This window comes from Fictibacillus nanhaiensis (assembly GCF_036213205.1).
Taxonomy (GTDB): domain Bacteria; phylum Bacillota; class Bacilli; order Bacillales; family Fictibacillaceae; genus Fictibacillus; species Fictibacillus nanhaiensis_E.
Window position 1 is genome coordinate 350,127 of the sequence record NZ_JARMFC010000005.1, and the last position, 24,582, is coordinate 374,708.

The window sequence follows — 24,582 nt, forward strand, 5'->3', positions numbered from 1 at the left end:
ACAATGAGAAAAAAGTTTACTTAATAACAAACAATTGAAATGCAACTTCAATCATATTCAGATTATAATGGAATAAAAAGGATACTTGGTTACAGAGAGCGTCTTGTAGCGGAAATCAACGAAAAGCTATAAAAATTTATTTATATATTTGTTTGTACTCAACGTATTAACTATGTCCATTATTCTTTTAAAAGGAGTTGTCCCAAAATGAAATACCCCTCAAAAAAAGATTGGTGGCTTGGATTAATTCTCTGGGGTGCAGTCGGTTATGGCGCATTTATCAGTACGAACGCCTTACTAGAAGAAAATGCAGATCTGTTAGGAATAATGATCACAGTCATCATTAATCTTGCCTTGATCGCTTTTATAAGTTGGCTTTGGTTTACAACCTACTACGTTTTAGAAGAAAAAGAACTGGTCATTAGATGTGGTCCGATCAACAAAAGAATTCTATATCGTGAAATTTCATCTGCACATAAAACGTTAAATCCGATTTCCAGCCCAGCTCTATCCTTAAAACGCATCAATATTACGTATCAGTTTGGAATGGCTCTTATTTCTCCTAAAAATAGGGATGAGTTTTTAGGAGAACTCAGTAAACGATGTCCGAATGCAGCAATCAAATATGATTAGGAGCTGATATAGTTGAATGAAGCTTATCAAGCTGTTTTTTTAGACCGTGATGGAACGATAGGCGGGTCTGACAAGATAGAATATCCAGGAGATTTTAAACTTTTTTATTTTGCTGAAGAAGTGATTCATACACTAAAATTCAATGATATCTTAGTTTTTTCTTTTACGAATCAGCCTGGAATCAGTCGTGGCGATGCATGTGAAGAAGACTTTTATAGAGAATTAAAGTCGTTTGGCTTTGATGATATTTATCTTTGTCCGCATCACCATACAGATAGCTGTGATTGCAGAAAACCTGCAATCGGTATGCTGAAGAAAGCAGCAAGTGATCATAATCTTGAACTATCAAGATGTGTCGTGTTTGGTGATCGATGGACAGATATTCTTGCTGCTAAATCTGCTGGATGCACAGCAATATTAGTGCAAACTGGTTCTGGAAAAGCTTCGTGGAATCAAAATCATACTACATCTATTGTTCAACCTGATTATGTCGCTGCAAACTTAAAAGAAGGAATGGAATGGCTGTTAAAGCATACAATCACCGTTTGCCCCGCAAAAAGCGAGCATTTGTAAAGGAAATCAACTACATTCAAAAACAACAATGAATAAAAAAACAGTCTTTCTAAAAGAATGTTACTTTCAAATCCTTATCTTCTTTGACTCGAAAACAGCCAAAAGAAAAAACGCCTCGAAAAAACGAGGCGTTTTAACATTAAACGATAAAGGATTGTACAGAAACAAAAAGGTTTATAGCAAATGCTAAAAAGCAGAGATAACTTATTCATTTTTTCTTCTTTTCCCGCTCCTCAAGCTCTATAACAAGTAATAATAAGGCAACGCTAAGAGACGTAAAGGGTGTCACATCATGATTTCCCGTATATATTCCATATACAGCAAGTGATAAAACGACTGCAGAGAAAGCAATTTTCAACAAAACGAACAAGTTAAACGCTCCCTCTATTTTAGTGAATTCCCTTTTTCTTAAACCTTCCGCCTTTTACTTCAGCAATATCAGCAATTGCAAGAAAGGCATTCGTATCAAATTCATCGACAATATCTTTGAGCTTTGCCTCTTCTAGACGAGTGATCACACAAAATACAACACCTTTTTCGTCACCCGTATAAGCGCCTTCACCTTTTAGGTAAGTGACTCCTCGTCCTAATCGATGAAGGATTGCGTCTCCGATTTCTTTATGATTATCACTGATGATCCATGCGGACTTCGATTCTTCAAGACCTGTAATCGTTAAGTCGATCGTCTTAAATGCAATGAAGTAAGCGATTAATGAATACATAGCTCTATCCCAAGTGAAAACAAAACCTGCCGCTCCGAGAATAAAAATATTAAAGAACATAATAATTTCACCGACTGAAAAAGGTAGTTTATTATTAGATAGAATAGCTAAAATTTCTGTACCATCTAATGATCCACCACTTCGGATTACCATTCCAATTCCGACACCGATAAATATTCCGCCAAACACAGTCGCTAATAACAAATCGTCTGTAAATGGTGGAACAGGATGTAGTAATGTAGTTGCAATCGAAAGAACAATGATTCCGTATAATGTTGAAAAAGCAAACGTTTTTCCGATCTGCTTATAACCAATAAAAATAAATGGTAAGTTTAATGCGAATAGAAAGAGTCCTAATTTTAATCCTGTTATGTGTGATAGCATGATCGAGATACCAGCTATACCACCATCAATTACATTGTTGGGTACTAAGAATATTTCTAGTCCAACTGCCATAAGTATGGCTCCAAAAGTTATGAGGATCGCTCTTGTAGCTAGCTTTCCTTTCGTTAACTTTTTGTGTTGTTTCTTAATCTGTTCCATGGCCTCTGTATTTGTTAACGCTTCTCCTGTCATAAATGTACCTCCACGGTTTCCCTTATAATCTTACGTCAATCTGCGTTTTAATGGGGTCTTCCCTAGAAATCCCAAGATATCTAAGTGTTTCAGAAGGACTTGCATGGTTGAAATGCCTTTGTAATAGAGATATGGCTACTCCCCTTTTATAAGCATGGTAGCCGAAAGTTTTACGCAGCGAGTTTGTTCCAATCTTACCTTTAATACCAGCATGCTCTGCAGCTTGATGTATGACTCGATAAGCTTGCTGTCGAGTAATCGGCAACTTTGTTTTCTTAGATAAAAATAAAAAATCCTCTCGCTTTAGATCTGCACAATCAACATACTGAATAATGATTTTTTTAACTGTTTCGTTTAAGAATACCTCTTTATTCCCGTCTTTATTTGGGACAGAATAAAAATCATGAATAACAAGATCTTCAGATAATAAATCTTTTACTTGCATGCAAAGTAGTTCAGTTATTTTTAATCCCGTGTTGATTCCTAGAACAAATAGAACATAATCACGCACAGAATTTTTCTTTAAATAACGTTTAATCGCATTGATCTCTTTAATATCTCTTAAAGCTTCAACATATTCCATCTGGATATCCACCTTATATGATGTTACTTAATACTATTCTAACAAATGGTTATGTAACATTAAAAATATATGCTCAAAGTTCTGTCTTTATTAATCTCTACTTTTCATAAAGAAAAAAACCTCCTTAGAATAGAAGGTTTTTACCATTTAACATGATTCTATATGTTCTTCGTTTATTCTAAACACTTTTACATTTGGAAAAAACTTCTGAATTCGATACACTAAGTTCTCTACCCCAAAGATTTCAGTATATGTGTGACTTCCAACATATAAGGAAATACCTGCAAATTTAGCGTATTGGACAGAATATAATGTTCGTTCTCCCGTTATAAATGCATCGCAGTTTTGTTTCTTTGCATATTCAATGACTGATGTATTATTTCCTGCCCCAGTAAGGATGCCTACTTTTTTGATCAGACGATCATTATTTTCCCATGCTTTTACTGGTTCTTCCATTACATGTTGAAGTCGTTCTTTTAGTTCCATAAAAGAAAGTGGTTTATGAAAAACGCCGATACCGGGAAACTCTTTGTGATTATTAAATGTTGATAGACTTGTAATCTCATCGATATCAATTCGTTCGAATAATGCTGTACTCGTTCCAAATTCCACAAAATCAAGCGGATAATGAGCGAAGTAATGCGATATGTGATGTTTCTTTAACGCATCTACACACACTTCTTTCATTCCGTACACAAAATCCCAAGCATCATGATGAGTGATCAATAGATCTGCTCCGCTAATATGCGCTTTCTCCACAGTCTCTGGTGTTAAGTTTGTCGCATAAGCGATTACTTTAATCTCTTTCTCAACCTTATGTGTAAAACCGTATTCACCCTCGTCTTCAAATTCCTTCAGCCATTTTCCAAATAGATGTGTTATCAATTGCTCAAATTCACTAGTGTTCATAACGGTATCTCCAATTCTTTGTTTCAACCATTATTACATGATTTTCCATATGATTCTATAAGAAAAGACCAAGTACTTAAACTTTGCCAATCTGAATGGATTTATTTTGTTTCATCCTCTAACGAATTTTCAAGGTGCTTCAGTAAATCGTAATAGTCATCTGGTCTTTGAAACTGTTCAACGGACCAATGCTGTTTAATCCAGTGTGCAACTTCACTCGCACTGTTGAAGACTTCACCTGTCGTATCACTATCCCGCACCGTAAAGACCATATTGTCATAGTCGACCGTAACATCACATGGAAACTTTCCGTCCTTTTTATATAGTGAGTACTCCACCACTTTTGGCCTCCTTTTAAATTACATTCTTACAGAAGTAATACCCACTCTCACCTTGTTTTATGACACTTCAAAAAAGAAGTTTTTAAACTAGGTATAAAACATATCTGACACGTTCATTCTGATAAGGATTGCAATTATAGATCTCTCATAAAAATGGATCTAGCATAAATCACCTATTGAAGGAGTAAATATACATGCAAAGTTTGATGATAAAAATTTTAGGCATCCCACTCTCACTTATACTAGGTAACTTTCTATTCAAAAGTGTAGACTTTGAGTTTGTCCAACCCTATATTTGGATCACGGTCATTTTAGCTCCTTTAGGTGTTTTGCTGGAGTACATTATGGTCCCTCGTATTTCGTACGGCAAACAGCTTACGGTTGATTTTACTTCAAGTTTTGTACTTGTATACCTATTGGGACTTGCTTTACCTGGTGTAAGTATCTCTTTGTGGGGCTCGTTCCTTATCGCCATCCTGATAACATGTATGGAGGCAATGGTTCATAAGCATTTGATCTCTGACCACTTGGACCATTCTTATCGTTAAACAGATAAAGTGATCAGACGTACTGATCACTTTGTTTTTTTTTTATTTTTCACAAATATACACGAAAGCTGGAGGGAAATTTTTCGCCACAAAAGATATTTCGACGGTACGAAAGATCTCCTGAAACGTTCTTTTCATCTGTGTCGAATATTGAAATGCTACTAATATCCCTCCCGGCCTTAGTGACCTATAGATTTCCTCAACAATCTCGTTTTGTAATTCACGTGTGAAATTAGCAAATGGCAGCCCTGAGAAAATGGCATCTAGTGTTTCCTCATCTTTTCCGGTGCTAGCTAAAATATGACGAGCATCTTCACATACGGTATTTCTAAAAAACTCAAATTTGAGTTTTTTTCTCATCTCCTCATCTTTTTCAAATATATAAAGCTCTGAGCCAGTCTTTATATTGCGTACTATTTCTTTTGTGATTACACCTGTACCTGCTCCTAATTCAGCAGCGCTATCTATATGATCCCAACAAAGAGGAGCCGTCATTTTCTTAGCTAAGCTAAGAGAACTTGGGAAAAGACTTCCTACTTGTTTAGGTGATTGTAGAAACTTTTGTATAAATAATGGGGTTCCGTCATCCACCCTCAACACCTACTTTAATTCCGATTATTACAATCAGTTTTATCTAGTATATTCACAAAATATAGGGATGGTGAAAATAGGAACTCTTTAAATTTTTCTCCGTTAATACCGTTTGTTCCGACATACTTCAGGGAATATTTATTTGGAAGAAATAAACGGAGCGTACTAATGTTTAACAGCTGACCTTACTTGCCATAATAGAGTGAAAAAAATTAAGATTGATAAATATGTAAGGTTTTGTTACATTAAAAAATGGTGTACAGCTGAGATAGACAAAAGAATAAATGAGGTGTATGTATGGATTGGATTAACAATTTCATAGGAAGTGTTAACACATATTTGTGGTCTTATATCCTGATTGTTATGTTAATTGGGTTAGGACTTTATTTTACAATCAGAACAAAATTTGTTCAGTTTCGTATGTTTGGAGAGATGGTTCGGCTTTTAGGGGAAGGTGCAAAAGCTGATAAGGAAGGCGTTTCTTCGTTCCAGGCATTTTGTATCAGTACAGCTTCACGTGTAGGTACTGGAAACTTAGCTGGGGTAGCCCTCGCTATTACGGCAGGTGGACCCGGTGCAGTATTTTGGATGTGGCTGATCGCATTAATTGGATCAGCATCTGCATTCGTAGAAAGTACGTTAGCTCAGATTTATAAAGTTCGAGATGGAGTTGCTTTCCGCGGTGGGCCTGCTTATTACATGGAAAAAGCATTGAATGCTCGCTGGATGGGTGTTATTTTTGCCATCTTAATTTCTATTACTTTCGGACTTGCTTTTAACTCTGTTCAATCGAATACAATTGCGAGTGCGTTTGGACAATCTTTTGATATCAAACCTGTTTATGTAAGTATTTTCTTAGCCGTTATAACAGCGATTATCATTTTTGGTGGAATTAAACGTATTGCCAAAGTATCAGAGATTATCGTTCCGATTATGGCAGGACTTTATATTCTCGTAGCTCTGTTTTTAATGATCACAAATATTACAGAACTTCCTGCCGTTTTTAGCATGATTTTCAAAAGTGCTTTTGGTGTAGAGGAAGTAGCTGGCGGAGCCCTAGGTGCAGCGATGATGAACGGTATTAAACGTGGACTGTTCTCAAATGAAGCCGGTATGGGTAGTGCACCAAACGCAGCAGCTACTGCTGATGTGAGCCACCCTGTTAAACAAGGCTTGATTCAATCTCTCGGTGTATTCGTTGACACACTATTGATCTGTTCTTCTACGGCTTTTATCATTCTTTTATCAGGTATGTATGATTCCAAGGAAGCAGATGGCATTATTTTAACGCAAGAAGCTTTAAACACATTGCTTGGTTCTTGGGGTGGCCCTTTCTTAGCGATAATCGTTATGTTGTTTGCATTCAGTTCAGTAGTTGGAAACTATTATTACGGCGAGTCTAACATCGAGTTTATCAGTACGAACAAAGCTTGGTTGTTCATCTACCGATTAGCTGTTGTAGCTATGGTTGGTTACGGTGCAATAGCATCACTTGATTTTGTCTGGAGCTTAGCTGACATGTTCATGGGGCTTATGGCGATCATCAACTTAATCGCTATTTCACTGCTTGGAAAAATTGCCTTTGATGCACTTGGTGACTACTTGAAACAAAAGAAAGAAGGAAAAGATCCCATTTTCCGTCCATCTAGCATCGGACTAAAAAACACAGAAGCTTGGGAAGAAGATGCTTCAACAGATAAATAAATGAAATGAAAGAAGACTTCCTGAGTGAAGTCTTCTTTCATTTATGTTAGTTTTAAAATAACTAAAGCTTGAAAAATAAAAAACTGGCGTAGGAGCCAGTTTTAGTTACCATTTATCACTCAACCTATTTTAAGTGGCTTTTTCTTCTGCAGGCGGGGATAGTAAATCCTTTACTTGTTGTTCAAGATCCTGCAAAGAAAGCTCGTATAAATGACGTCCATCTGCTGTCTTATAAATATTATGTAACAATAGATCAGCAATTAGATTTTCTCTTTTTAGATGGTCCGCTGACACGTTCAATCCCTCCTGTAAATCTCTTCAACATTTTACTTACCCTGAAATGATGGAGAAAAAACTTCCATTAATAGTTTATGTAAAAAAATGACGAAGGTGATGTAATTTTACAACCATTATCTTCCGTCAAGATTACCCGCTTTTGGATAAATTGTCAATTGTTTCAAGACAATAATTGTCGTTGATACTGAATAGGATTTGTTTAATATTAGTGGCTAAATTGTACAAAAATTAAAGGAGAGTTGTTATGTTCGAAGGTGGTCTTAACGTAGATTATTTTATTTTATTACTTGCAATCTTACTGCTACTAGGAGTGGTGACTACAAAATTCTCTTCTCGTTTTGGAGTACCTGCACTTGTTCTTTTTATTGGTATTGGAATGCTCGTTGGAAGTGATGGGCTTAATTTCATTTATTTTGATGACCCTCACTTAAGTCAGCTAGTCGGAGTAATTGCTCTTATTATTATTCTATTTGAAGGCGGACTTCAGACAAAATGGGGAAGCGTAAAACCCATCTTAACCACATCACTTTCACTCGCAACATTTGGCGTATTTCTTACGACTGCTGTTGTAGCTGTATCAGTTAAGTTGTTATTAGATGTTAGTTGGCTTGAAGCTTTTCTATTCGGATCAATCGTAGGATCAACAGATGCAGCAGCTGTTTTTTCTGTATTAGCCGGAAAAAATGTTAAAGAAAAACTTTCTTCAACGCTTGAAGCAGAATCTGGCTCCAATGATCCAATGGCAGTTTTTTTAACGATTACTTTTATTGAACTCCTTACAAAAGATTCAACTTCAATCCTTGGACTCATCCTTTCATTCTTTTGGCAGATGGGAATGGGAGCAGTATTTGGATATTTCTTTGGTAAGCTGGCGGTTTATGCCATTAATCGGATACGACTTGAATCTAGTGGACTCTACCCTGTCTTTGCTCTTTCTTTTGCTATCCTTACTTATGCCATTACGATGCTAGCTGGAGCAAGCGGATTGCTAGCAGTTTATGTTGCAGCTGTATTTATGGGTAATAGCCACCTTACATACAGAAACTCAATAGTACGATTTAATGAGGGTTTCGCTTGGATGATGCAAATTTTAATGTTTGCCATATTAGGTCTCCTTGTTTTTCCAAGTGAACTGTTTCATGTAGATATTATTTTAAAAGGCTTGATGATCTCTTTCGTACTTATTGTTATCGCACGTCCAATAGGTGTATTTCTAAGTATGCCTACTTCTGCCTTTTCAATAAATGAGAAATTATTTATCTCATGGTCTGGTCTTCGTGGTGCTGTTCCTATTGTTCTGGCTACGTTCCCACTTATTGAAGGTGTAGAGAATAGCCAATTACTCTTTAATCTCGTTTTCTTCGTTGTTCTTACCTCTGCTCTCATCCAAGGATCAACTATTCCGTGGGTAGCTCAGAAATTACAATTAACTGAAAAAGAAAAACCTACTTCTCCCCATGTATTGGAACTTGTTTCGATTGGTAAAGCCAACGCAGAAATCGTAGAGTTCTTCGTTCCAGAACATGCGAAAATTATAGGACAGACACTAGAACAAATTTCATTACCAAAAGAAACTGCTGTTAGCGCAATGATCCGTGGTGAAGAATTGATTACACCAACAGGTAGAACAGAGATTCACGCTCACGATATCCTTTATATTATGGCTCATAAAAACAAACTAAAAAATGTAACTGATTATTTATCAAAACAAAATATCGAAAAGAACTAAAAAAAGCCGGGAAACGCTCTCCCGGCTTTTCTTATGCACCTTTTTCTAAATTTACTTGATGAGGATATGGAATCTCGATGCCGTTTGCGTCTAAAGCTTCCTTCAATGCTTTACGCAACTCTCTCTCGACCGCCCACTGTTCTCCGTTTATCGTCTTAGAAATAATTCGGATAACAACGTCTGATGACCCTAACATATGAACACCGAGTACATTAGGGCCTTCTATAATACTAGGATTCATTTCTTTTACTTTGTCACAAGCGTCTTGCAGAACAACGAGAGCTTTATCTATATTTTCTTCATATGCGATTCCGATATCGACGAGTGCACGCATATTTCCGCGTGTATGATTCGCAATCGTGCTGATCTCACGGTTAGGCATATAATTCAATGTGCCGTCAAAAGCTCGAATATGAGTCGTTCTTAAACCTACTTCCTCTACAATTCCATCGACGCCGCCGATCGTTACGTAATCTCCGACCTCCATCTGTTTTTCAAGAAGGATGAAGAATCCCGTTACAACATCACTGACGAGTCCCTGTGCTCCAAAACCTATGGCTAATCCGACTACCCCTGCCCCAGCAATAAGAGTACCGATCTCAAGGCCAAACTGTTTGAATAAGATACCCGCAAAAACAAAGATTAATACGTAGGAAAATAGGTTAACCACAAGCTTTTGCAACGTAATGATTCTTCCTGTAGACATCTTTCTATGAGATGCTGCTTTATCAAACATTCGGTTGATCACACGTCTACCGATTGAACGAATCACCAAGAACATGATGATGATCAATAAAAACTTCGCCGCCCATAAACCAGCCGCTAGCATGATTTCAGCCCAGTTTATCTTTTCTACCCACTTTTGCCATTTTTCCAAAAAAACCACTCCCACTATGTACAATAGAATACTCCCTATTGTACAAAGCTTCGAGTTTCTTTTCAATCTTTAACAAAAAACTATGGCGCCATAACAGGAGTTCGATCAATTTTAAAGCCCATATCTTCTAACATCTTATGGTCAGCTGTTGACTCTTGTCCTCTTGTCGTAAGATAGTCTCCTACAAATATCGAGTTCGCAGCGTATAAACCGAATGGCTGCAGACTTCTCAAGTTCACCTCGCGTCCACCTGATATGCGAATCTCTTTCGACGGATTGATATAACGAAATAATGCAAGAACCTTTAAACAGTAGCGGGGATCTAGCTCGTCTGTCCCTTCTAGCGGTGTTCCATCAATCGCATGCAAGAAATTGACTGGTATAGAATCTGCGTCTAGTACGTTAAGACTTCTTGCCATATCAATAACATCTTGTTTCGTCTCTCGCATACCAACAATTACTCCAGAGCAAGGAGAGATCCCGCTTTCCTTAACAATGTTTACCGTATTCACTCGATCATCGTATGTATGTGACGTTGTAATATTTTTATGATTCCGAGCCGAAGTGTTTAAATTATGATTGTACCGATCGACACCCGCTTCTTTTAAACGCTCTGCTTGTTCTGGTTTTAATATTCCTAGACACGCACATACTTTTAAGCCATATGTATCTTTGATTTCCTTGACAGCTTCAACAACTTTATCCACATCTCGATTAGTAGGTCCTCGACCACTTGCAACGATGCAATACGTTCCAACGTTTAAGTTATAAGCTGATTGGGCACCTTTTACCATCTCATCTTTATCCATCATCCGATAAGTATCAATTGGAGCCGTTGAAACGATAGATTGTGAGCAATATCCACAGTTCTCTGGGCATGCGCCTGACTTAGTATTAATAATCATATTGAGCTTTACTAGATTACCATAATAATGCTTTCTGATCTGATAAGCGCCGTGTAGAAGCAATAGCAAATCTTCATCAGGACAATTTAAAATATTTAGAGCTTCTTCATTCGTAATCTCTTCACCACTCAAAACCTTTTCAGCAAGAGAGTTCCATATCATCTTAACTACACTCCTTTATGATGCATGTTTTGTTCGTTGAGATATCGTCTTTCTACGAGCAATGTTAATTCTTGGAGCTAACAAACCAGCACATATGGCTAGAAAGATATCTTTAGGTAATGGAACCATCATCCACGCCCATGCCATAGAGTATGTGAAACCTTCTGGTGCATCTGCCCACATTTTATACGCCAAGAACATTAGATTTGTCCCTACAATGTAGTTAATCGCTGTTCCTACAAGTGTTGCTACAATGTAAGAAGCTTTTCGCCATTCTTTTCAATAATTAAACCTGTAAGATAAGCTACCAATATGAAGGATAATAAAAATCCAAAGGTCGGACTGATCACTGTAGCAAAGCCACCTTTAAATTGAGCAAACACTGGAGCTCCGACCAATCCAACTAGTACGTATACACTCATCGCGATAGCACCTAATCTACTTCCTAACAATGCCCCAGCTAAAATACAGAAAAAGGTCTGCAGTGTAATCGGCACGCCTCCAACTACCATGAACGGAAACATGGTCGTGATGTTTGCGCCTATCGCCATAAGTGCTACAAACATACCGACTAGCGTAATATCAATCGTTTTCAATCTATTCCTTTGCGCTGTCATCTTTCATTAACCTCCAATATAAGTTTGTATACGCTTTAGAATAGCGAAGGTTCAGAAATACGTCAACTTAAAATAATATCAGGTTAACATATATGTTATAAGTAAACCATTCTATAAACTAGAATGGTTTACTCCGTTTACACACTTAGAGAATATGTCGATTATTGACGAAGATCGTTTAAATTGTTTTATGTGTGAAATTACGTGCAGTTACCGTGAATAAAATATTGATTACCCTGAATAAAAAAGAGATTACCGTGAATAAAAGTGCTTTTGAGCAAAAAAACTGGCTATCGGTGTACTTCGCTCCCATCCCTCAAGCCAGTTTTACTTCAATAATCTTATCTGTCTCCCGTAAATTTGATTCCTTTTACAAAATATCTATTAAAGAATGCGTACAGGACGATAATCGGTAGTGTAAAAACCATAGATGCGGCCATTATATAGTTCCAAAATGAGATAAACTGGCCTTTGAACGAGTTCAGTCCTAGTGGCAGCGTGAACATGTCTTGATCGGACAAAATGATGAGAGGTCTCATGAAATCATTCCAAAACGCCATGAACACGAATATTGTCTGAGCTGCAAGAGCAGGTTTAGCAAGAGGCAAAACAATACGGAAAAATGTACCGAATCGTCCAAGTCCATCGATTGCAGCTGCTTCTTCCACTTCTTTTGGAAAATTAATAAAAAACTGTCTCATCATAAAAATGAATGTCGCGTTCACCGCACCTGGTATGATCATCCCTTGATAAGAGTTCAGCCACCCAAGTTCTTTTAGGATTAAGAAATTTGGAATAAGCGTTACTTGGAAAGGAATCATTAGTACAGCCAGGATCATCAAGAAGATGCTCTTTTTTCCTGGAAAGCTTAATCTTGCGAGTGCATACCCAGCCATAGAGTTAAACAATAAGTTTAATAGCGTTCCGACTGTAGCAATGAACAAACTATTAAACAACCATCTTCCGAAAAGTGGCTCTCTCGTAAAGATCTGCTTATAGTTATCAAGTGTAAAGTCTTTTGGAATAAAATTAATCGATCCACTTACAATCTCACCAAGTGTTTTAAAGGAAGAAGACAGTGCCCACAAAAACGGAATAACGGTGATGATTGCGTAAACGACAAGGATTACATACAAAGCTTTTCTTCCAGCCGTACGTTTTTTCATGGTATCTCCTCCTTAGTACAGTGATTCTTCTTTTGAAAATTTGCGTTGTAATAGTGTTGCCACTAAGATGATGATGGCAAGCATGAATGCGATCGCTGTAGCGTAACCCATCGTTCCAAGTGTCTTAAATGCATATTGATAGATTAAGAGAACAACCGTCAGCGTCGAGTTGTTTGGTCCGCCCGATCCTCCAGAGAAAATATACGACTGGTCGAAAAGCTGGAATGTCCCGATCAGACCCATGATCACCACAAAGGATGTTACCGGTCGTAAGTTTGGAACTGTGATATGCCAAAACTTTTGAATTGGACCTGCTCCATCGAGTTCAGCCGCTTCATAATGACTATCTGGTATGTCTTGTAGAGCAGCTAAATAGATAACCATAAAAAATGGTGCCGTTGCCCATATATTCATGATCATAATAGCGATAAGTGCTACGTCTGGATCACCAATCCAGTTATACGTTGGCAGATTTAAGAACTTAAGTACATAGTTAATCAATCCGTTCTGGTTATACATCCACATAAAAATAAGTGTTAACACAGCCGATGAAGTTAAAGTTGGTAAGAAGTATACGATACGAAAGAACTTCTGCCCTTTGAGCCCTGCATTCAATGATGCGGCTAATACTAGAGCCAAAAATGTCTGGGTTGGTACTACGATCGCAACATAGATCGCCGTGTTCTTCAGTGCAATTATAGCTCGATCGTCAAATGTTACTTTCATAAAATTATCGAGCCCTCTAAACTCATAGGTCGCACCCCCGATCAGTTCTACTTTATGAAAGGAAAGAAAAACTGCATAAAGAATGGGTGCGATTACAAATACACCTAACACGAGGAGCGCAGGCAACAGGAATAGATACCCTTGTCCCGCTTCTCTTCTATCTTTTTTTGATAACATCTTCACATGGTTCACCTCGATTCAAAAGTCTTTATTCAGTAACTTTTATCTCCCTGTTCGCCTGTTTCTCTGCATCTTTTAATGCTTCTTTTAAAGGTCGATCACCCAAGTATGCACTCAGGAATTGATTGTTAAAATTGTTCATCACGATTGGCAATTTTGGTCCATCCTGCCATACGGTTGCATACTCTGCACCGCTAACAAGAGGGCCACGGAGTTCGTCTTGGTCGAATCCTAGTTCAGCGGCTACAGACTTTCTTGTAGGAAGAGCGAAACCTTTACTCGTCCACTTCTTCATTCCTTCTTTACCCGTGAGATATTCGATCAGTTCCCACGACTCTTTCTTATGCTCTGATTCTGCATTCATAGCGTATCCGACTGTGAAAGACATCGTCCCTTTTTTACCGTTTACTGTTGGTAGTTCAGCTGTTCCATAATCAAGATCAGGAAACGTGTCTTCTAAAAATGGAATATTCCAGTTCCCTTCCATAACCATGGCTGCATTGCCTCGACCGAACATCTCACCAGCTGATTGCCCTGCACCGACTTCTGATGGTGTTGCTGCAGTCTTATCTTTAACGTGCATATCAACAACTGGCTGAATCGCGTCCACGACTTTATCGTCAGCAAAAGTGGCTCGACCATCTGTGATGACCTGTCCATCACGAGATTCTGCCATATAATACATTCGTTCAATCTGTGGAAGCATACCAAGTCCGTATACCTGTTTTTCTTGATTTGTCAGCTTTTTAGCGATGACCTCCATCTCTTCCCATGTTTTTGGAGGATCTGTAACTCCAGCTTCTTTGAACATTTTTTTGTTATAAAAAAGAGCAAGCGTTGAGTAATCCTTTGGTAAACCGTAAAGCTCTTCACCTTCTTTGAAGGCGTCAAGCATCGGCTTTTCAAAATCTGCAAGATCAAAGTCTTGTGTCACATATTTGTTGAGTGGTTCAACAGCACCCGTTTCGATTAAAGCGGGGGCTTCAAAAGCATCAAGATAGAATACATCTGCTGCAGTCCCACCAATCAATCGAGTCTTAAGCACGTCCATGTATTGATCACTGATCGTATTCAATTTCACATCTATATGTGGATGTTCTTTTTCAAAATCGGATAGTACTTCGTTTAGCAATTTCTTCTCTGTCGGATTACCACCCCATCCACTTAGTACGATCTCTGTTTTTTCTAATTGGCTCTCTTCATTTCCACAGCCAGATAATATCGTTGCTAGAAGCAATGAAGATATACTTAACGTAGACAGCCACTTTGTACGCCTCATTTTCTTAAGCTCCCTTCTATAAATAAGGTGATGAACCACTCTATTTTTGAATCACTTGATATCCTGTCGTATTCTCTTTGATCACTACTACCGTTTCTTCTTTCTCACGTCGAACATGAACGGAAAGATGTCCTTCCCCAATCTTAATTCCGTCTGCATTAAGCTCATTCATCTCCTCTAACAGTCGTGGAGAGAGATAGATGACTTTGTTTAAACTATCAGGAAATAATCCAAGAATAGTTTGGATGAATACTAAAGGTGTCCCTGCAGCCCAAGCTTGAGGTGAACATGCCACTGGGTACTTTACTGCTCTTCCAATATGAGAACCATATCCACAGAAAAGCTCAGGCAGTCTGTCATATTCAAAATAATTAGCAGCAGCTATCAATCCAGAGATCACAGTGTTTGCTTCACTCTGGTGACCCACTTTACTCATGCCGAGCAGGATCATACTGTTGTCATGTGGCCATATGCTTCCATCGTGATAACTCATCGGGTTATACCCCGCTTCTCCTTCTGCCATCGTTCGAATACCGTATCCAGAGAAAAAACTAGGTGAAACAAGTTTTTGTATCACCTTACTCGCTTTAAGTTCATCCAGTATCTCTGCAAAAAGAACATGACCAGGATTGGTCGTTAAAGTCCCTACCTGTTTTTTATCCTTATCTAATGCAATCGCATGGAACCCTTGATCCTCCATCCAGAACTTTTCGTCATACAATCTCTTTAGCTTTTCTGCATCATTACGAAGTCTGTATGCTTTCTCTACTTTTCCTTGTAATTCAAAAATGGCCGCTATACCGATTTTGGCTTGATAGACATAACCTTGAACTTCTGATAGAGCTATTGGTGTTTCAGCATAATCTCCGTTTCGATGCACGATAGAATCTCCAGAATCCTTCCAGCCTTGGTTCGCGATTCCTTTACTCGATTCTTGATGATATTCTACAAATCCATCACCATCTCGATCACCATATTCATCGATCCAGTTCAGGGCTGCCTCTACATTTGGCTGCAGATCTTCTGCCAATGTTAAATCACCTGTCCATTTTGTATACTCAGATAGAAGGACTAAAAACAGAGGTGTTGCATCAATCGTCCCGTAATAAGGTGTAAAAGGAACTTGATTAGTAGACGCTAGTTCTCCGTAACGAATTTCATGCATGATCTTTCCTGGTTGCTCATCACGCCAAGGATTTACTTTTGTACCTTGTTGAGATGCCATGGTTAATAGAGTACCTTTTGCAATTTCAGGATTAAAAGCAAGCATTTGAAGAGCAGCAATCAAACTGTCTCTTCCGAAAGGCACACCAAACCAAGGTAACCCCGCCACTGGAAACGCCCCATGTCCTATATCCGTTAACAATACGCGAAGATCCATAATTCCTCTGTCAACTAGTCTTTCAAGAGGCTTATAATCTGTTTGAACTTTTGTTATCCCTCTTTCCCAATTTTTGTATGAAGTCTTTAGTAGTCGAAGTGCTTTCTCCGGATCCATAACTACTCCTGACTTCCCGTTTATTTCTGGGGTTACAGAAAACGTAACCGTCTCGGCCTCACCGTGATTTAAATGAAAATCAAATATGATAGAACCGTCTTTATCAACTGACTTTGCATCTCGATCCCATTGAACTCTCGTCGCACGTTCAACATCGTCTGCGCCTGTGTAAAAATAATTGAAAGATTTCTCTGTAACTTCTTCGCCCGTCCTTCTTCCAATCTCACCATATTGAAAACCACGAATAATAAACATGTCTGTAAAATCAGCATCAACATGAACACTAATTTCAAAATCTACCGGCTTTGGATAATAGCTTTTCAGTTTAAGTGTTTCGTATAAAACTCCATCATAAATTAAGCGCTTTCTTTCAATCTCAACAGATTCCCTCCATAGAATAAGTTTTCCGTCCTCTTCCATGTGAGGGTTGGTAAGCAAGATCTTTGCTTCATAATTCTCATCCGCTGAAGAGGAAAGAAGGATTGGATCTTGACCGTTTATTTTAATATCAAACTTGCTTAGATACCTAGTATCTTTTGTATATAAACCGAGTCCATAATCATTTTCTTTTGGAATATTCCCTTTGTCATCTGTTAATAAAAACAGATCATTTTCTTTAATCACACGGTAGTTCATTTGCAAAATCCTCCTAGTTTTTAAAAGTAATGTTGTTTCCAAAACGTTTTCGGTCTTGGTCTAAGTAAAAACCACTATTTGTGGTTTTTCATTGTTGATTCTCTTTTTATGAATGCAGTTTGGAGAACTTTATTCTTTTCAACTTCTCTACCTTCTAGCAGTTGCGTTAGAATTGTCGTTGCTTCAAACCCTAATTTATAGCGATCTTGAGCAATTGTAGATAGAGAAGGCGTTGAATAAGCGGATAGAATAATGTTGTCATACCCCACAACAGATAGATCTCTTGGAAGTATTTTACCCATCTTTTTAGCGGCTCTCATAGCCCCCATCGCCATTAGATCACTGGCACAAAACAATGCTGTAATCTCAGGATACTTTGTTAATAGTTTGGTTGTTTCAAGTTCTGCTGTTTCCTCTAAAAAAGCACCGTTTACAACATAATCTTCATCAAAAGGAATTCCTTTTTTCTGTAATGCGTCTTGATATCCTGCTAAACGTTCCCGGCTGACAAAAGCTTGACTATGTCCATTAATCATCGCAATGTTTTTATGCCCGAGATCAGCGAGGTGCTCTACCGCTGTTTGTGCTCCGCCTTTATTGTCAGTTGTAACATATCCAACAGATTCACTTTCAATCGGTATATCAATAAGAATACAAGGAATTTCGCTTTTTAATACCTCATCCAAGTAAGGATCATCCGTTTTAATTCCTTGCAGAATGACTCCTTCTACTTTCCTTTCATTGCACAGCTGGTTATACGTTTTTTCCTGCTGTTTCTTGGAATCTGTACTGATCAAGACAAGTTCATATCCAAGTTCCCCGGCACAATCATTAACGCCACAAAGTACTTCAAAGGTAAAATTGTCTTTACTTCCTTCAATTCGAAGTCCAGACACGAGCAATCCAATGGTTTTTGTTTTTTTCATCACGAGGCTTCGTGCTAGCAAACTAGGACTATAATTAAGTTCTTGTGCGATCGTCTTAATTTTTTCTCTCGTTTTTTCGTTTACATCAGAGTAGCCGTTCAACGCTCTCGAAACTGTTGTAACAGAAACTCCTGCTTTTTTTGCAACATCTCTTATTGTAGCCATTCATTATCCCCCAAAACGTTTTGGAACTGATTAGTAGTTATCTTATCGCTTTTTGATATCGCTTTCAAGCATTAGTTTTATATCATGTGAAAAACCCTGAGAGTAATTGTTTAAAGACTACTTTCAGGGTTTCTTTTGCATCTACTTGTTTTCTTTTACTTTTTCATTTGGAACTTCATCTGTTGGGGTTACAGATTCAGAAGCATGTTCAGCAACTCGTTCTTCTTTCCAAGATTCTTTTTCATTATGAATCTGGTGCAGCTTTTTCACTTGACGCTGCAGTTGAATCACTTTAATCAATCCAAACAGTCCTACCGATAGACCACCGATTACCGCTGATCCTAAAATGACGAGAACTAATGGCCATTTGGCAGTTCCAAAGAGGTAGTTGATCTCTACATCACCAACGTTAATGACCGCGAATGTTGCTATAATTAGTGCGAAGATAAAACCAAATAACAGATACAATTGCATTTTCATTATTATCACCTCATTGTTATCTATTCCCTCAATGGCAGGGAAATTCACCTATATTTATTACGAATTTTTAAAAAGTTAAGCTGCTATGATTTCGGGTATCCTTGTATTATGAGGAGGTGCTTCATTGACGATTAAGGCTTATGTTTATGACGCATATGGAACGCTTTTCGATGTGCATTCCGTTACTAAAAAAGCAGAGCTTCTTTTTGAAGCTCATGGAAAAGCGATAAGTGAAGAATGGCGAAAAAAACAAGTAGAGTACTTCATGCTTCACCAGCTAACTGGCAGATACATCCCTTTTTCAGAAATCACCCGCAATGCTCTTTTGTATACTTTAAAAAAACTCTCTCTACAATGCAATGAAGATGCACTTGATTCCTTAATGGAAGCTTACTTAGAGTTGAAAGTTTACGAAGAAGTTCATAACACTCTCCATAAGATTCAAAAAAATGATGTAAAGCAAGTTATTTTTTCAAACGGAACATATAAAATGCTTGAGCCACTAGTAAAAAAGAGAGAGTTGACTGATGTTCTAGACCTATTATCCATTGAGGATGTTAAACAATATAAACCTGCACCCGGTGCCTATCAGTATGCTCAAGAGAAACTATGTGTAAACCGAGATGAAATCTTATTCTTGAGTTCTAACTTTTGGGATATCACCGGTGCAGCAACATTTGGTTTTAAGACTGCATGGATCAACAGAGGAAGTCTGCCATTGGATGTTTTAGGTGTTAAACCTCACTATATATTCTCCTCTCTTAATGATTTGTTGAACGAAAAAGAGCTGCACTCATAAGGGCAGCTCTTATCTATCTTTCGTATGACTTTTAGGATTGACTACATAATCAGGTATTAACAAAGTACCGATGAAGAATAAACTACCTCCACCTATTCGGATGAGCCTCTCTTGTTCAGAATCGATCATAAAAGAACTTAGCATAATTAGTGCACCGATTATAACGAGTGTAATTCCCCAATATCGATATTTCAATGTAAGCACTCCTTAGTTGTTTTCTAAAAGTTAATTTAACCACTTTAAGATGAATGACTTTTTTTCTTCCAACTCTTTTTCTTGTTTTTCGGAAGTAGGAATCTGCTCTCTTTCCACGTTACGAATCTTCTTTTCAGCTTTAGATTCTGAATATTTAATGTGAGATACAAACCAACCTGTATCCTCTTTCTTTATACGAACCCATACATCTTTTTGACATTCTGCACAAGACTCCATTCTGTAGTAATGAAGCTTATAAATATATTCCGTTTTGCTAATTCGATATTCATACTGATCTAACTCATTAAATGAGTATGTAGGTCGTTCTTCTTTATTAGTCTCTGAAATCATATCCACATATTTCATTTTTTCTGAATCGGTGAGTAATGTATATTTCATGGATTCATTGTTTATCAATTCAGCCGCTCCCCACTGTCTAGCAATTCCTTGTGTCTCAACACTGTGATCATCTATATCTACAATGAGAACGGCCAGAAAACATACGAATAACAAAGTAAATATCATTCGTAATGTAAAGCTAGATCGATTATCTTCTTCTTTTAATTCCAACTTAAATTCAACCTTGTCTTCATTCATCTCGTTCTCCTGAATTCCTAATCTCCACACTAACAACTGTTTGCCATGTTTCAGGTTTATGACATTTCATTGCAGGAGTTAAATAGATTTCTTTATAACTATTTTTCAGTAAAAGGCTCTCTTGATCAGCAAAACTAATTATTTCTTTTAAAGTCTCAATCGAGTATTGATAATGACCACTATGTAACTTTTGAACACAAGAAATCGACTCATTAGAAATGAGTTGTAGTGTTGGAAGCTTTTTTCCCAAACTCTTTTCAACATTAAAACATGCTTCTTCAAATAATTCTTTAGTTATACAATCAGGTACTTGCATCATTTGAGTTGTACTTGATTTATTGTCCTTTTTCTCATGCCAAAGAATCTCATGCGGCATTAGAGTGAATTTATAACTTAATTTATTTTTTGTTAAATGTTTAAGCTGATTTACTACTTTCCAGACCACCCATTGCTCATCAACTGGCTCTGGCCGACCTGCCCAATCCATACGATACGCTGTATTCATTTCTTGTGTGATATAACTCATTGCTGGAATAATACGAACACGAACAGGGCCAGGTTTCATTTTATAAATATCTGAATGAATCTTCCGATGGTCATGAGTCATGAGTTTTGTTTCCACATATACACCTCTCCATCTAAAATTGGAAAATTATGATAATATTAGACTACCATAAAACGAACGGTAATGAAGTAAAAAAGGATGTAAATTAAAAAACGATGAGATGCCCTTACTTTCCAATGATAATAACTGTTCATTAAAAAGGATTGTTGCTTAAATTAAAATAACGCCTGAGTGATCTACCCAAGCGTCTTTATACTTCAATTCTTTATAAAGCTTTCCAGTTCCTTTATTTTGTCACCGTCTAACATATATGCATATCCATTATTTGTACCTTTCCCATCTTTATTAATAGCTACATTAATATCGCTTATCAAATCAGCAGTATACTTATGTGCTTGAAATAACCTTTCGTCTGCAGGCTTGAATTGATCTTTATATTTAAATGGGTTTTCATTTTCAATGTTAAGATGTGCATACCTTTTTTTATGTTCTTCTTCCACTATACCGGTAAGAGCCTGTAAATTTTTCAGATCTTTCTCTATAGCAATCCCTTCTGCATCATATCGAAAACCAAGATTACCGTTTACATTAGAGGCGGATAAATAATAATAATGAGCTGGATCATCTGCGTGAACATCTGCAAGAGTAGCTTTAAACATTTCATCAGTAACAGCTATCCACTCTTTAAGATTTTTCGCGTCAAAATTTTCGATGTTCTCTGCAACAGTACGGTCTGTCCACTCTTTATCGTTGGTTGTTTCTCCACTACTTGCATGGACTGTCTGTTCAGGTTTTTCTTGCACAACTTTCTTTTCAATAGTTTCTGTGTTTTTTTCTGACACAGAAGTTTTCGGACTTTCCTGAACTTCATTGACAACAATGGCTCCCATAACCATAAAGGCAACGACTGCAGCGGCATTTAACAATAATTTTTGAAAGAGAGGCATTTTCTTTTTCTTAGGTTTATTGGAAGATGTTATTTTCATAAGAACACGATCCTTTCCTGAATCTGAAAAACTAATCTTTCCATACTTTTCTTTATTAAGATGCTTTTTTATATTATCAAATTCATACTTACTCATAATTCAATCTTCCTCCTCTCTAACTCTTTCTTCAACAGCTGCTTTCCACGGCTAAGTCTCGTTTTGATGGTAGCTTCTTTCAAACTTGTAATCTCATTGATCTCAATTATCTTTAATTCTTCATAATAAAAAAGATATAAAATCTCTCTATATTTTGAAGGCAAGACCAATAATGAGTCGGCTACTGAGTTATATATACTTTTGTCTATTACTGAAAGCTCTGGTGATTTTTCTTTTGATATCAGATTAAATTTCTTAAAAGGCAAGACACGTTTATATGCGTTGCTCTTAAGGATATCTTTAGACCGGTTTACTGTTATCCGGTAAATCCAAGTTTTGTAGGATGAGTTTTCATTAAATACATGAAGATTATGATAGCAATTGATGAACACATCTTGAGTAATATCTTCAGCTAAATTAATATCTTTAACGTATGTATAAGCAAGTTTTTTTACCATGTCTCCATAATCATCCATAAGTTGAGTCAGTAATTCTTCTTTAGATAGCATTCTTAACTTCCCGTTTAAATGTAGAGAATTCAAGTGGCGAGCACCTCCTTCTTGTTAAAATTCATTACTTAGACGACAAGCAATATAAAAGGTTTCATAAATTTCACATCAAAAAAACGCTTGGATGATCTCCAAGCGTCGCTTATTAATTATTCTTTTCAATTCTCTCTAAGCCTTCTGTTAATTTCTCAGTATCCAAATCCTCACCGATAAACACAAGTCTTAGCGGCATTTTCATCAACTCTTTTTCGTAATTCGGTAGCCCGTATGAATATTGAAAAAGATAGATTTTTTCGTCTTCAAATTTGATATAACCTTTGATTCTGTATATAGATGATGGTGCTTCACGGAGCCAGTTTTCGAAAGCCTCTTTTTTGACAGCACCTTGAAAGGAATACATCCACGTTTTCACCTTTAGTTTGTCCGCTGTAACTTTTTGATGCTCTTTTCTTTCCTTTATAGATAGTGCGAACAGCTTATCAATGTCTGCTTTTGCATAATCAGTCAGCACGTAAGGAGTTCCTTCATTTAAGCGTTCCGAGTCTTCCATTAACGATAGTTTCTGTTTCTCTGACAAAGAACTAGCCTTGTTCCAAATAATGTAGTCGGCATGCTTTATTTGTTCCATCATCAGCATTTTAGCCTGGACATTCATCATCCCTCGATCAAGCCACCTTGGTGCATCCATGATCGAAATGATTCCAGCAACATGCAGTTCATCAAGCAGGTATGGTGACAAACAAGCGTCCATCACATCTATCGGATGAGCTACACCTGTTGCTTCAATGATCAAGGTGTCAAGTTCATTTTCCTTACAAAGTCCCCAAAGCTGTTTTTCAAGCTGATCAGATAATGAACAGCAGATACATCCGTTGAGAAGTTCTTTGAGTGGCACATCTTCTGGAACACTATCGGAATCTATTGAAACTTTCCCGATCTCATTCATCAACACAGCCGTTTTATGATTATGTTCTTTTTCATACGCTAGCAGTTGTTTAAGTAACGTTGTTTTTCCGCTTCCTAAAAAGCCAGCTAGAATAATAACATTTGTTTTTTTCATCGTACACCTCAAACTTAGTTCTTTTAAATGGCTTCAATTTCTTCATTTTAACACAAAACAAAAACAGCCATTTTATAGGCTGTTAACATTAAGTTTAGCTAATAATTTTTTTATGATATCAAGGCTTACCTCTTCCCAAAGAGCATGGTCAGTCGTAAACAAGCTAGAGATCCGATCAGCAAAAAGCTTGAAAGCTTTTTCATAACGTGGATCTTCTTTGGAAGGTATCTTCTTTTTGCGTTCTTCTACAATCTGCTGCAATTTTGGTGCACGCGGCCCCCACTTTACAACCTCTTTGCCCTTTTCATCAATAAAGATAATGATGGGAATTGATTTTGCTTTAGCTGTTAAATATCTATCCATTAATTCTGGATGCTGGTCGCGTAAGATAAAGCGGATATCAATAAGTGCTTCATCTGCCATGCGCATAAAAACAGGAAGATTCAACATCGCATCGCCACACCAATCTTCGGTGATCACGATCGCTCTCAACCGGTTTTTTTGGATGCCTTGCAACGCATCTTTCATAGGTTCAGGTAGTACGAATGAATTATATATCGTAAGCAAGTTTTCCTTGTGTGTTTTCATTGAATGAATATATGCATAGCGCGTCATGCCTTTTTCGAACCATGTATTGAGGTCAGTCATCATCCTGTGTTCCTCCCTGTTTATCTTGTATTCTTATTTTAACCAAACAAGGGGGAGTTGTGGCAACGAAAACGCCTTAAATTTATTTTTTTGGTTCTTTTAACCTGCTCTGAGTTTTTTCTGGAGTTGGGAAACAGCGAATAAAAGCAGGTATCTCTCATTCGGCGTTAACCGGAGCCAGTCCTTCGCTTTGTACTTCATACTGATTTCCACCTTTCAATAACATTTATCATACCGTAACTATCTAATACCTCTTTTCACATAAAAGAAAACTTTTTTTTACACATAAGTTTTCGTCATTTAT

At 37.3% G+C, this 24,582-nt stretch carries 28 protein-coding genes and 1 pseudogene; 6 read left to right on the forward strand and 23 right to left on the reverse strand.

The window, feature by feature from the left end; all coding sequences use genetic code 11:
- The first annotated feature begins 207 nt into the window (after positions 1–207).
- Together P4V41_RS06280 and P4V41_RS06285 are read left to right on the forward strand one after the other, a co-directional pair.
- Positions 208–633, forward strand: a complete 426-nt coding sequence (locus tag P4V41_RS06280; protein WP_328083951.1) for a PH domain-containing protein — start codon at positions 208–210, stop codon at positions 631–633.
- A 12-nt stretch (positions 634–645) separates the two neighbouring features.
- Positions 646–1,206, forward strand: a complete 561-nt coding sequence (locus tag P4V41_RS06285; protein WP_328083953.1) for an HAD-IIIA family hydrolase — start codon at positions 646–648, stop codon at positions 1,204–1,206.
- A gap of 208 nt (positions 1,207–1,414) precedes the next feature.
- On the opposite strand, the gene P4V41_RS06290 is transcribed toward P4V41_RS06285, so the two are convergent.
- From P4V41_RS06290 to P4V41_RS06310, 5 genes are all read right to left on the reverse strand, one after another.
- Positions 1,415–1,576 (reverse strand): hypothetical protein, encoded by a 162-nt coding sequence (locus P4V41_RS06290; RefSeq protein WP_328083954.1) that lies wholly within the window; start codon positions 1,574–1,576, stop codon positions 1,415–1,417.
- A 19-nt stretch (positions 1,577–1,595) separates the two neighbouring features.
- Positions 1,596–2,504, reverse strand: a complete 909-nt coding sequence (locus tag P4V41_RS06295; protein ID WP_328083956.1) for a YitT family protein — start codon at positions 2,502–2,504, stop codon at positions 1,596–1,598.
- Between the two features lie 22 nt (positions 2,505–2,526).
- On the reverse strand, positions 2,527–3,087 hold the full coding sequence (locus P4V41_RS06300; RefSeq protein WP_328083957.1) for a tyrosine-type recombinase/integrase: 561 nt from the start codon (positions 3,085–3,087) through the stop codon (positions 2,527–2,529).
- 147 nt (positions 3,088–3,234) lie between these two features.
- Entirely contained in the window at positions 3,235–3,996 is a 762-nt protein-coding gene (locus P4V41_RS06305) for a Nif3-like dinuclear metal center hexameric protein (protein WP_328083959.1), read from the reverse strand.
- Positions 3,997–4,097: 101 nt separating this feature from the next.
- On the reverse strand, positions 4,098–4,334 hold the full coding sequence (locus P4V41_RS06310; RefSeq protein ID WP_328083961.1) for a hypothetical protein: 237 nt from the start codon (positions 4,332–4,334) through the stop codon (positions 4,098–4,100).
- 197 nt (positions 4,335–4,531) lie between these two features.
- Between P4V41_RS06310 and P4V41_RS06315 the strand changes: the two genes are divergently transcribed.
- Positions 4,532–4,885 (forward strand): DUF2512 family protein, encoded by a 354-nt coding sequence (locus P4V41_RS06315; protein ID WP_328083962.1) that lies wholly within the window; start codon positions 4,532–4,534, stop codon positions 4,883–4,885.
- Between the two features lie 42 nt (positions 4,886–4,927).
- On the opposite strand, the gene P4V41_RS06320 is transcribed toward P4V41_RS06315, so the two are convergent.
- The gene (locus P4V41_RS06320; RefSeq protein WP_328083964.1) at positions 4,928–5,476 is read right to left on the reverse strand and encodes a class I SAM-dependent methyltransferase; all 549 of its coding nucleotides are present in this window, start codon (positions 5,474–5,476) and stop codon (positions 4,928–4,930) included.
- Between the two features lie 297 nt (positions 5,477–5,773).
- Between P4V41_RS06320 and P4V41_RS06325 the strand changes: the two genes are divergently transcribed.
- Positions 5,774–7,180, forward strand: a complete 1,407-nt coding sequence (locus P4V41_RS06325; protein WP_328083966.1) for an alanine/glycine:cation symporter family protein — start codon at positions 5,774–5,776, stop codon at positions 7,178–7,180.
- A 129-nt stretch (positions 7,181–7,309) separates the two neighbouring features.
- Here the strand turns inward: P4V41_RS06325 and P4V41_RS06330 are convergent, their stop codons facing one another.
- A complete protein-coding gene (locus P4V41_RS06330; RefSeq protein WP_328083967.1) occupies positions 7,310–7,474 on the reverse strand; it encodes a Fur-regulated basic protein FbpA in 165 nt (54 codons plus the stop codon).
- 247 nt (positions 7,475–7,721) lie between these two features.
- On the opposite strand from P4V41_RS06330, the gene P4V41_RS06335 reads away from it, so the two are divergent.
- The gene (locus P4V41_RS06335) at positions 7,722–9,206 is read left to right on the forward strand and encodes a potassium/proton antiporter (RefSeq protein WP_328083969.1); all 1,485 of its coding nucleotides are present in this window, start codon (positions 7,722–7,724) and stop codon (positions 9,204–9,206) included.
- A gap of 31 nt (positions 9,207–9,237) precedes the next feature.
- Here P4V41_RS06335 and P4V41_RS06340 read toward each other — a convergent pair whose 3' ends face one another.
- The 9 genes and pseudogenes from P4V41_RS06340 to P4V41_RS06380 all read right to left on the reverse strand — a co-directional run bounded on the left by P4V41_RS06340 (position 9,238) and on the right by P4V41_RS06380 (position 18,823).
- Positions 9,238–10,035, reverse strand: a complete 798-nt coding sequence (locus tag P4V41_RS06340; RefSeq protein WP_328084042.1) for a mechanosensitive ion channel family protein — start codon at positions 10,033–10,035, stop codon at positions 9,238–9,240.
- 128 nt (positions 10,036–10,163) lie between these two features.
- A complete protein-coding gene (gene bioB, locus P4V41_RS06345; RefSeq protein WP_328083970.1) occupies positions 10,164–11,150 on the reverse strand; it encodes a biotin synthase BioB in 987 nt (328 codons plus the stop codon).
- Between the two features lie 15 nt (positions 11,151–11,165).
- Positions 11,166–11,767: pseudogene (locus P4V41_RS06350) on the reverse strand (biotin transporter BioY).
- Positions 11,768–12,108: 341 nt separating this feature from the next.
- On the reverse strand, positions 12,109–12,933 hold the full coding sequence (locus P4V41_RS06355) for a carbohydrate ABC transporter permease (RefSeq protein WP_328083972.1): 825 nt from the start codon (positions 12,931–12,933) through the stop codon (positions 12,109–12,111).
- A gap of 12 nt (positions 12,934–12,945) precedes the next feature.
- Entirely contained in the window at positions 12,946–13,836 is an 891-nt protein-coding gene (locus P4V41_RS06360) for a carbohydrate ABC transporter permease (RefSeq protein WP_144703621.1), read from the reverse strand.
- Between the two features lie 31 nt (positions 13,837–13,867).
- A complete protein-coding gene (locus P4V41_RS06365) occupies positions 13,868–15,118 on the reverse strand; it encodes an ABC transporter substrate-binding protein (RefSeq protein WP_328083974.1) in 1,251 nt (416 codons plus the stop codon).
- A 40-nt stretch (positions 15,119–15,158) separates the two neighbouring features.
- A complete protein-coding gene (locus P4V41_RS06370; RefSeq protein WP_328083976.1) occupies positions 15,159–17,252 on the reverse strand; it encodes an amylo-alpha-1,6-glucosidase in 2,094 nt (697 codons plus the stop codon).
- A gap of 74 nt (positions 17,253–17,326) precedes the next feature.
- The gene (locus P4V41_RS06375; RefSeq protein WP_328083977.1) at positions 17,327–18,343 is read right to left on the reverse strand and encodes a LacI family DNA-binding transcriptional regulator; all 1,017 of its coding nucleotides are present in this window, start codon (positions 18,341–18,343) and stop codon (positions 17,327–17,329) included.
- Between the two features lie 141 nt (positions 18,344–18,484).
- Positions 18,485–18,823 carry a LapA family protein gene (locus P4V41_RS06380; RefSeq protein ID WP_328083978.1) on the reverse strand — a complete coding sequence of 113 codons (339 nt, stop codon included), beginning with the start codon at positions 18,821–18,823 and terminating at the stop codon, positions 18,485–18,487.
- A 124-nt stretch (positions 18,824–18,947) separates the two neighbouring features.
- Between P4V41_RS06380 and P4V41_RS06385 the strand changes: the two genes are divergently transcribed.
- The gene (locus P4V41_RS06385; protein WP_328083980.1) at positions 18,948–19,622 is read left to right on the forward strand and encodes a haloacid dehalogenase type II; all 675 of its coding nucleotides are present in this window, start codon (positions 18,948–18,950) and stop codon (positions 19,620–19,622) included.
- A 9-nt stretch (positions 19,623–19,631) separates the two neighbouring features.
- On the opposite strand, the gene P4V41_RS06390 is transcribed toward P4V41_RS06385, so the two are convergent.
- From P4V41_RS06390 to P4V41_RS06420, 7 genes are all read right to left on the reverse strand, one after another.
- On the reverse strand, positions 19,632–19,817 hold the full coding sequence (locus tag P4V41_RS06390; protein WP_328083981.1) for a hypothetical protein: 186 nt from the start codon (positions 19,815–19,817) through the stop codon (positions 19,632–19,634).
- Positions 19,818–19,847: 30 nt separating this feature from the next.
- Positions 19,848–20,414, reverse strand: a complete 567-nt coding sequence (locus tag P4V41_RS06395; protein WP_328083982.1) for a hypothetical protein — start codon at positions 20,412–20,414, stop codon at positions 19,848–19,850.
- A complete protein-coding gene (locus P4V41_RS06400; RefSeq protein ID WP_328083983.1) occupies positions 20,407–21,036 on the reverse strand; it encodes a hypothetical protein in 630 nt (209 codons plus the stop codon). Before P4V41_RS06400 ends, P4V41_RS06395 begins: the two co-directional genes overlap by 8 nt.
- A 200-nt stretch (positions 21,037–21,236) precedes the next feature.
- On the reverse strand, positions 21,237–22,061 hold the full coding sequence (locus P4V41_RS06405; RefSeq protein ID WP_328083984.1) for a hypothetical protein: 825 nt from the start codon (positions 22,059–22,061) through the stop codon (positions 21,237–21,239).
- Entirely contained in the window at positions 22,058–22,603 is a 546-nt protein-coding gene (locus P4V41_RS06410) for a sigma-70 family RNA polymerase sigma factor (RefSeq protein ID WP_328083985.1), read from the reverse strand. Before P4V41_RS06410 ends, P4V41_RS06405 begins: the two co-directional genes overlap by 4 nt.
- Before the next feature lie 112 nt (positions 22,604–22,715).
- Complete coding sequence (locus P4V41_RS06415; RefSeq protein WP_328083986.1) at positions 22,716–23,630, reverse strand: GTP-binding protein; 915 nt, start codon at positions 23,628–23,630, stop codon at positions 22,716–22,718.
- A gap of 72 nt (positions 23,631–23,702) precedes the next feature.
- On the reverse strand, positions 23,703–24,281 hold the full coding sequence (locus P4V41_RS06420; protein ID WP_328083988.1) for a thioredoxin family protein: 579 nt from the start codon (positions 24,279–24,281) through the stop codon (positions 23,703–23,705).
- Positions 24,282–24,582: the final 301 nt, after the last annotated feature.

Excerpts from the sequence above, each read along its gene's own strand:
- P4V41_RS06335 (WP_328083969.1), top strand. The coding sequence starts at position 7,722 with ATGTTCGAAGGTGGTCTTAACGTAGATTATTTTATTTTATTACTTGCA.
- P4V41_RS06395 (WP_328083982.1), bottom strand. The coding sequence starts at position 20,414 with ATGAATGAAGACAAGGTTGAATTTAAGTTGGAATTAAAAGAAGAAGAT.
- P4V41_RS06300 (WP_328083957.1), bottom strand. The coding sequence starts at position 3,087 with ATGGAATATGTTGAAGCTTTAAGAGATATTAAAGAGATCAATGCGATT.
- bioB (WP_328083970.1), bottom strand. The coding sequence starts at position 11,150 with ATGATATGGAACTCTCTTGCTGAAAAGGTTTTGAGTGGTGAAGAGATT.
- P4V41_RS06360 (WP_144703621.1), bottom strand. The coding sequence starts at position 13,836 with ATGTTATCAAAAAAAGATAGAAGAGAAGCGGGACAAGGGTATCTATTC.
- P4V41_RS06365 (WP_328083974.1), bottom strand. The coding sequence starts at position 15,118 with ATGAGGCGTACAAAGTGGCTGTCTACGTTAAGTATATCTTCATTGCTT.
- P4V41_RS06380 (WP_328083978.1), bottom strand. The coding sequence starts at position 18,823 with ATGAAAATGCAATTGTATCTGTTATTTGGTTTTATCTTCGCACTAATT.
- P4V41_RS06305 (WP_328083959.1), bottom strand. The coding sequence starts at position 3,996 with ATGAACACTAGTGAATTTGAGCAATTGATAACACATCTATTTGGAAAA.
- P4V41_RS06280 (WP_328083951.1), top strand. The coding sequence starts at position 208 with ATGAAATACCCCTCAAAAAAAGATTGGTGGCTTGGATTAATTCTCTGG.
- P4V41_RS06420 (WP_328083988.1), bottom strand. The coding sequence starts at position 24,281 with ATGATGACTGACCTCAATACATGGTTCGAAAAAGGCATGACGCGCTAT.
- P4V41_RS06315 (WP_328083962.1), top strand. The coding sequence starts at position 4,532 with ATGCAAAGTTTGATGATAAAAATTTTAGGCATCCCACTCTCACTTATA.
- P4V41_RS06325 (WP_328083966.1), top strand. The coding sequence starts at position 5,774 with ATGGATTGGATTAACAATTTCATAGGAAGTGTTAACACATATTTGTGG.
- P4V41_RS06405 (WP_328083984.1), bottom strand. The coding sequence starts at position 22,061 with ATGAGTAAGTATGAATTTGATAATATAAAAAAGCATCTTAATAAAGAA.
- P4V41_RS06375 (WP_328083977.1), bottom strand. The coding sequence starts at position 18,343 with ATGGCTACAATAAGAGATGTTGCAAAAAAAGCAGGAGTTTCTGTTACA.
- P4V41_RS06415 (WP_328083986.1), bottom strand. The coding sequence starts at position 23,630 with ATGAAAAAAACAAATGTTATTATTCTAGCTGGCTTTTTAGGAAGCGGA.
- P4V41_RS06340 (WP_328084042.1), bottom strand. The coding sequence starts at position 10,035 with ATGCTAGCGGCTGGTTTATGGGCGGCGAAGTTTTTATTGATCATCATC.
- P4V41_RS06295 (WP_328083956.1), bottom strand. The coding sequence starts at position 2,504 with ATGACAGGAGAAGCGTTAACAAATACAGAGGCCATGGAACAGATTAAG.
- P4V41_RS06355 (WP_328083972.1), bottom strand. The coding sequence starts at position 12,933 with ATGAAAAAACGTACGGCTGGAAGAAAAGCTTTGTATGTAATCCTTGTC.
- P4V41_RS06370 (WP_328083976.1), bottom strand. The coding sequence starts at position 17,252 with ATGAACTACCGTGTGATTAAAGAAAATGATCTGTTTTTATTAACAGAT.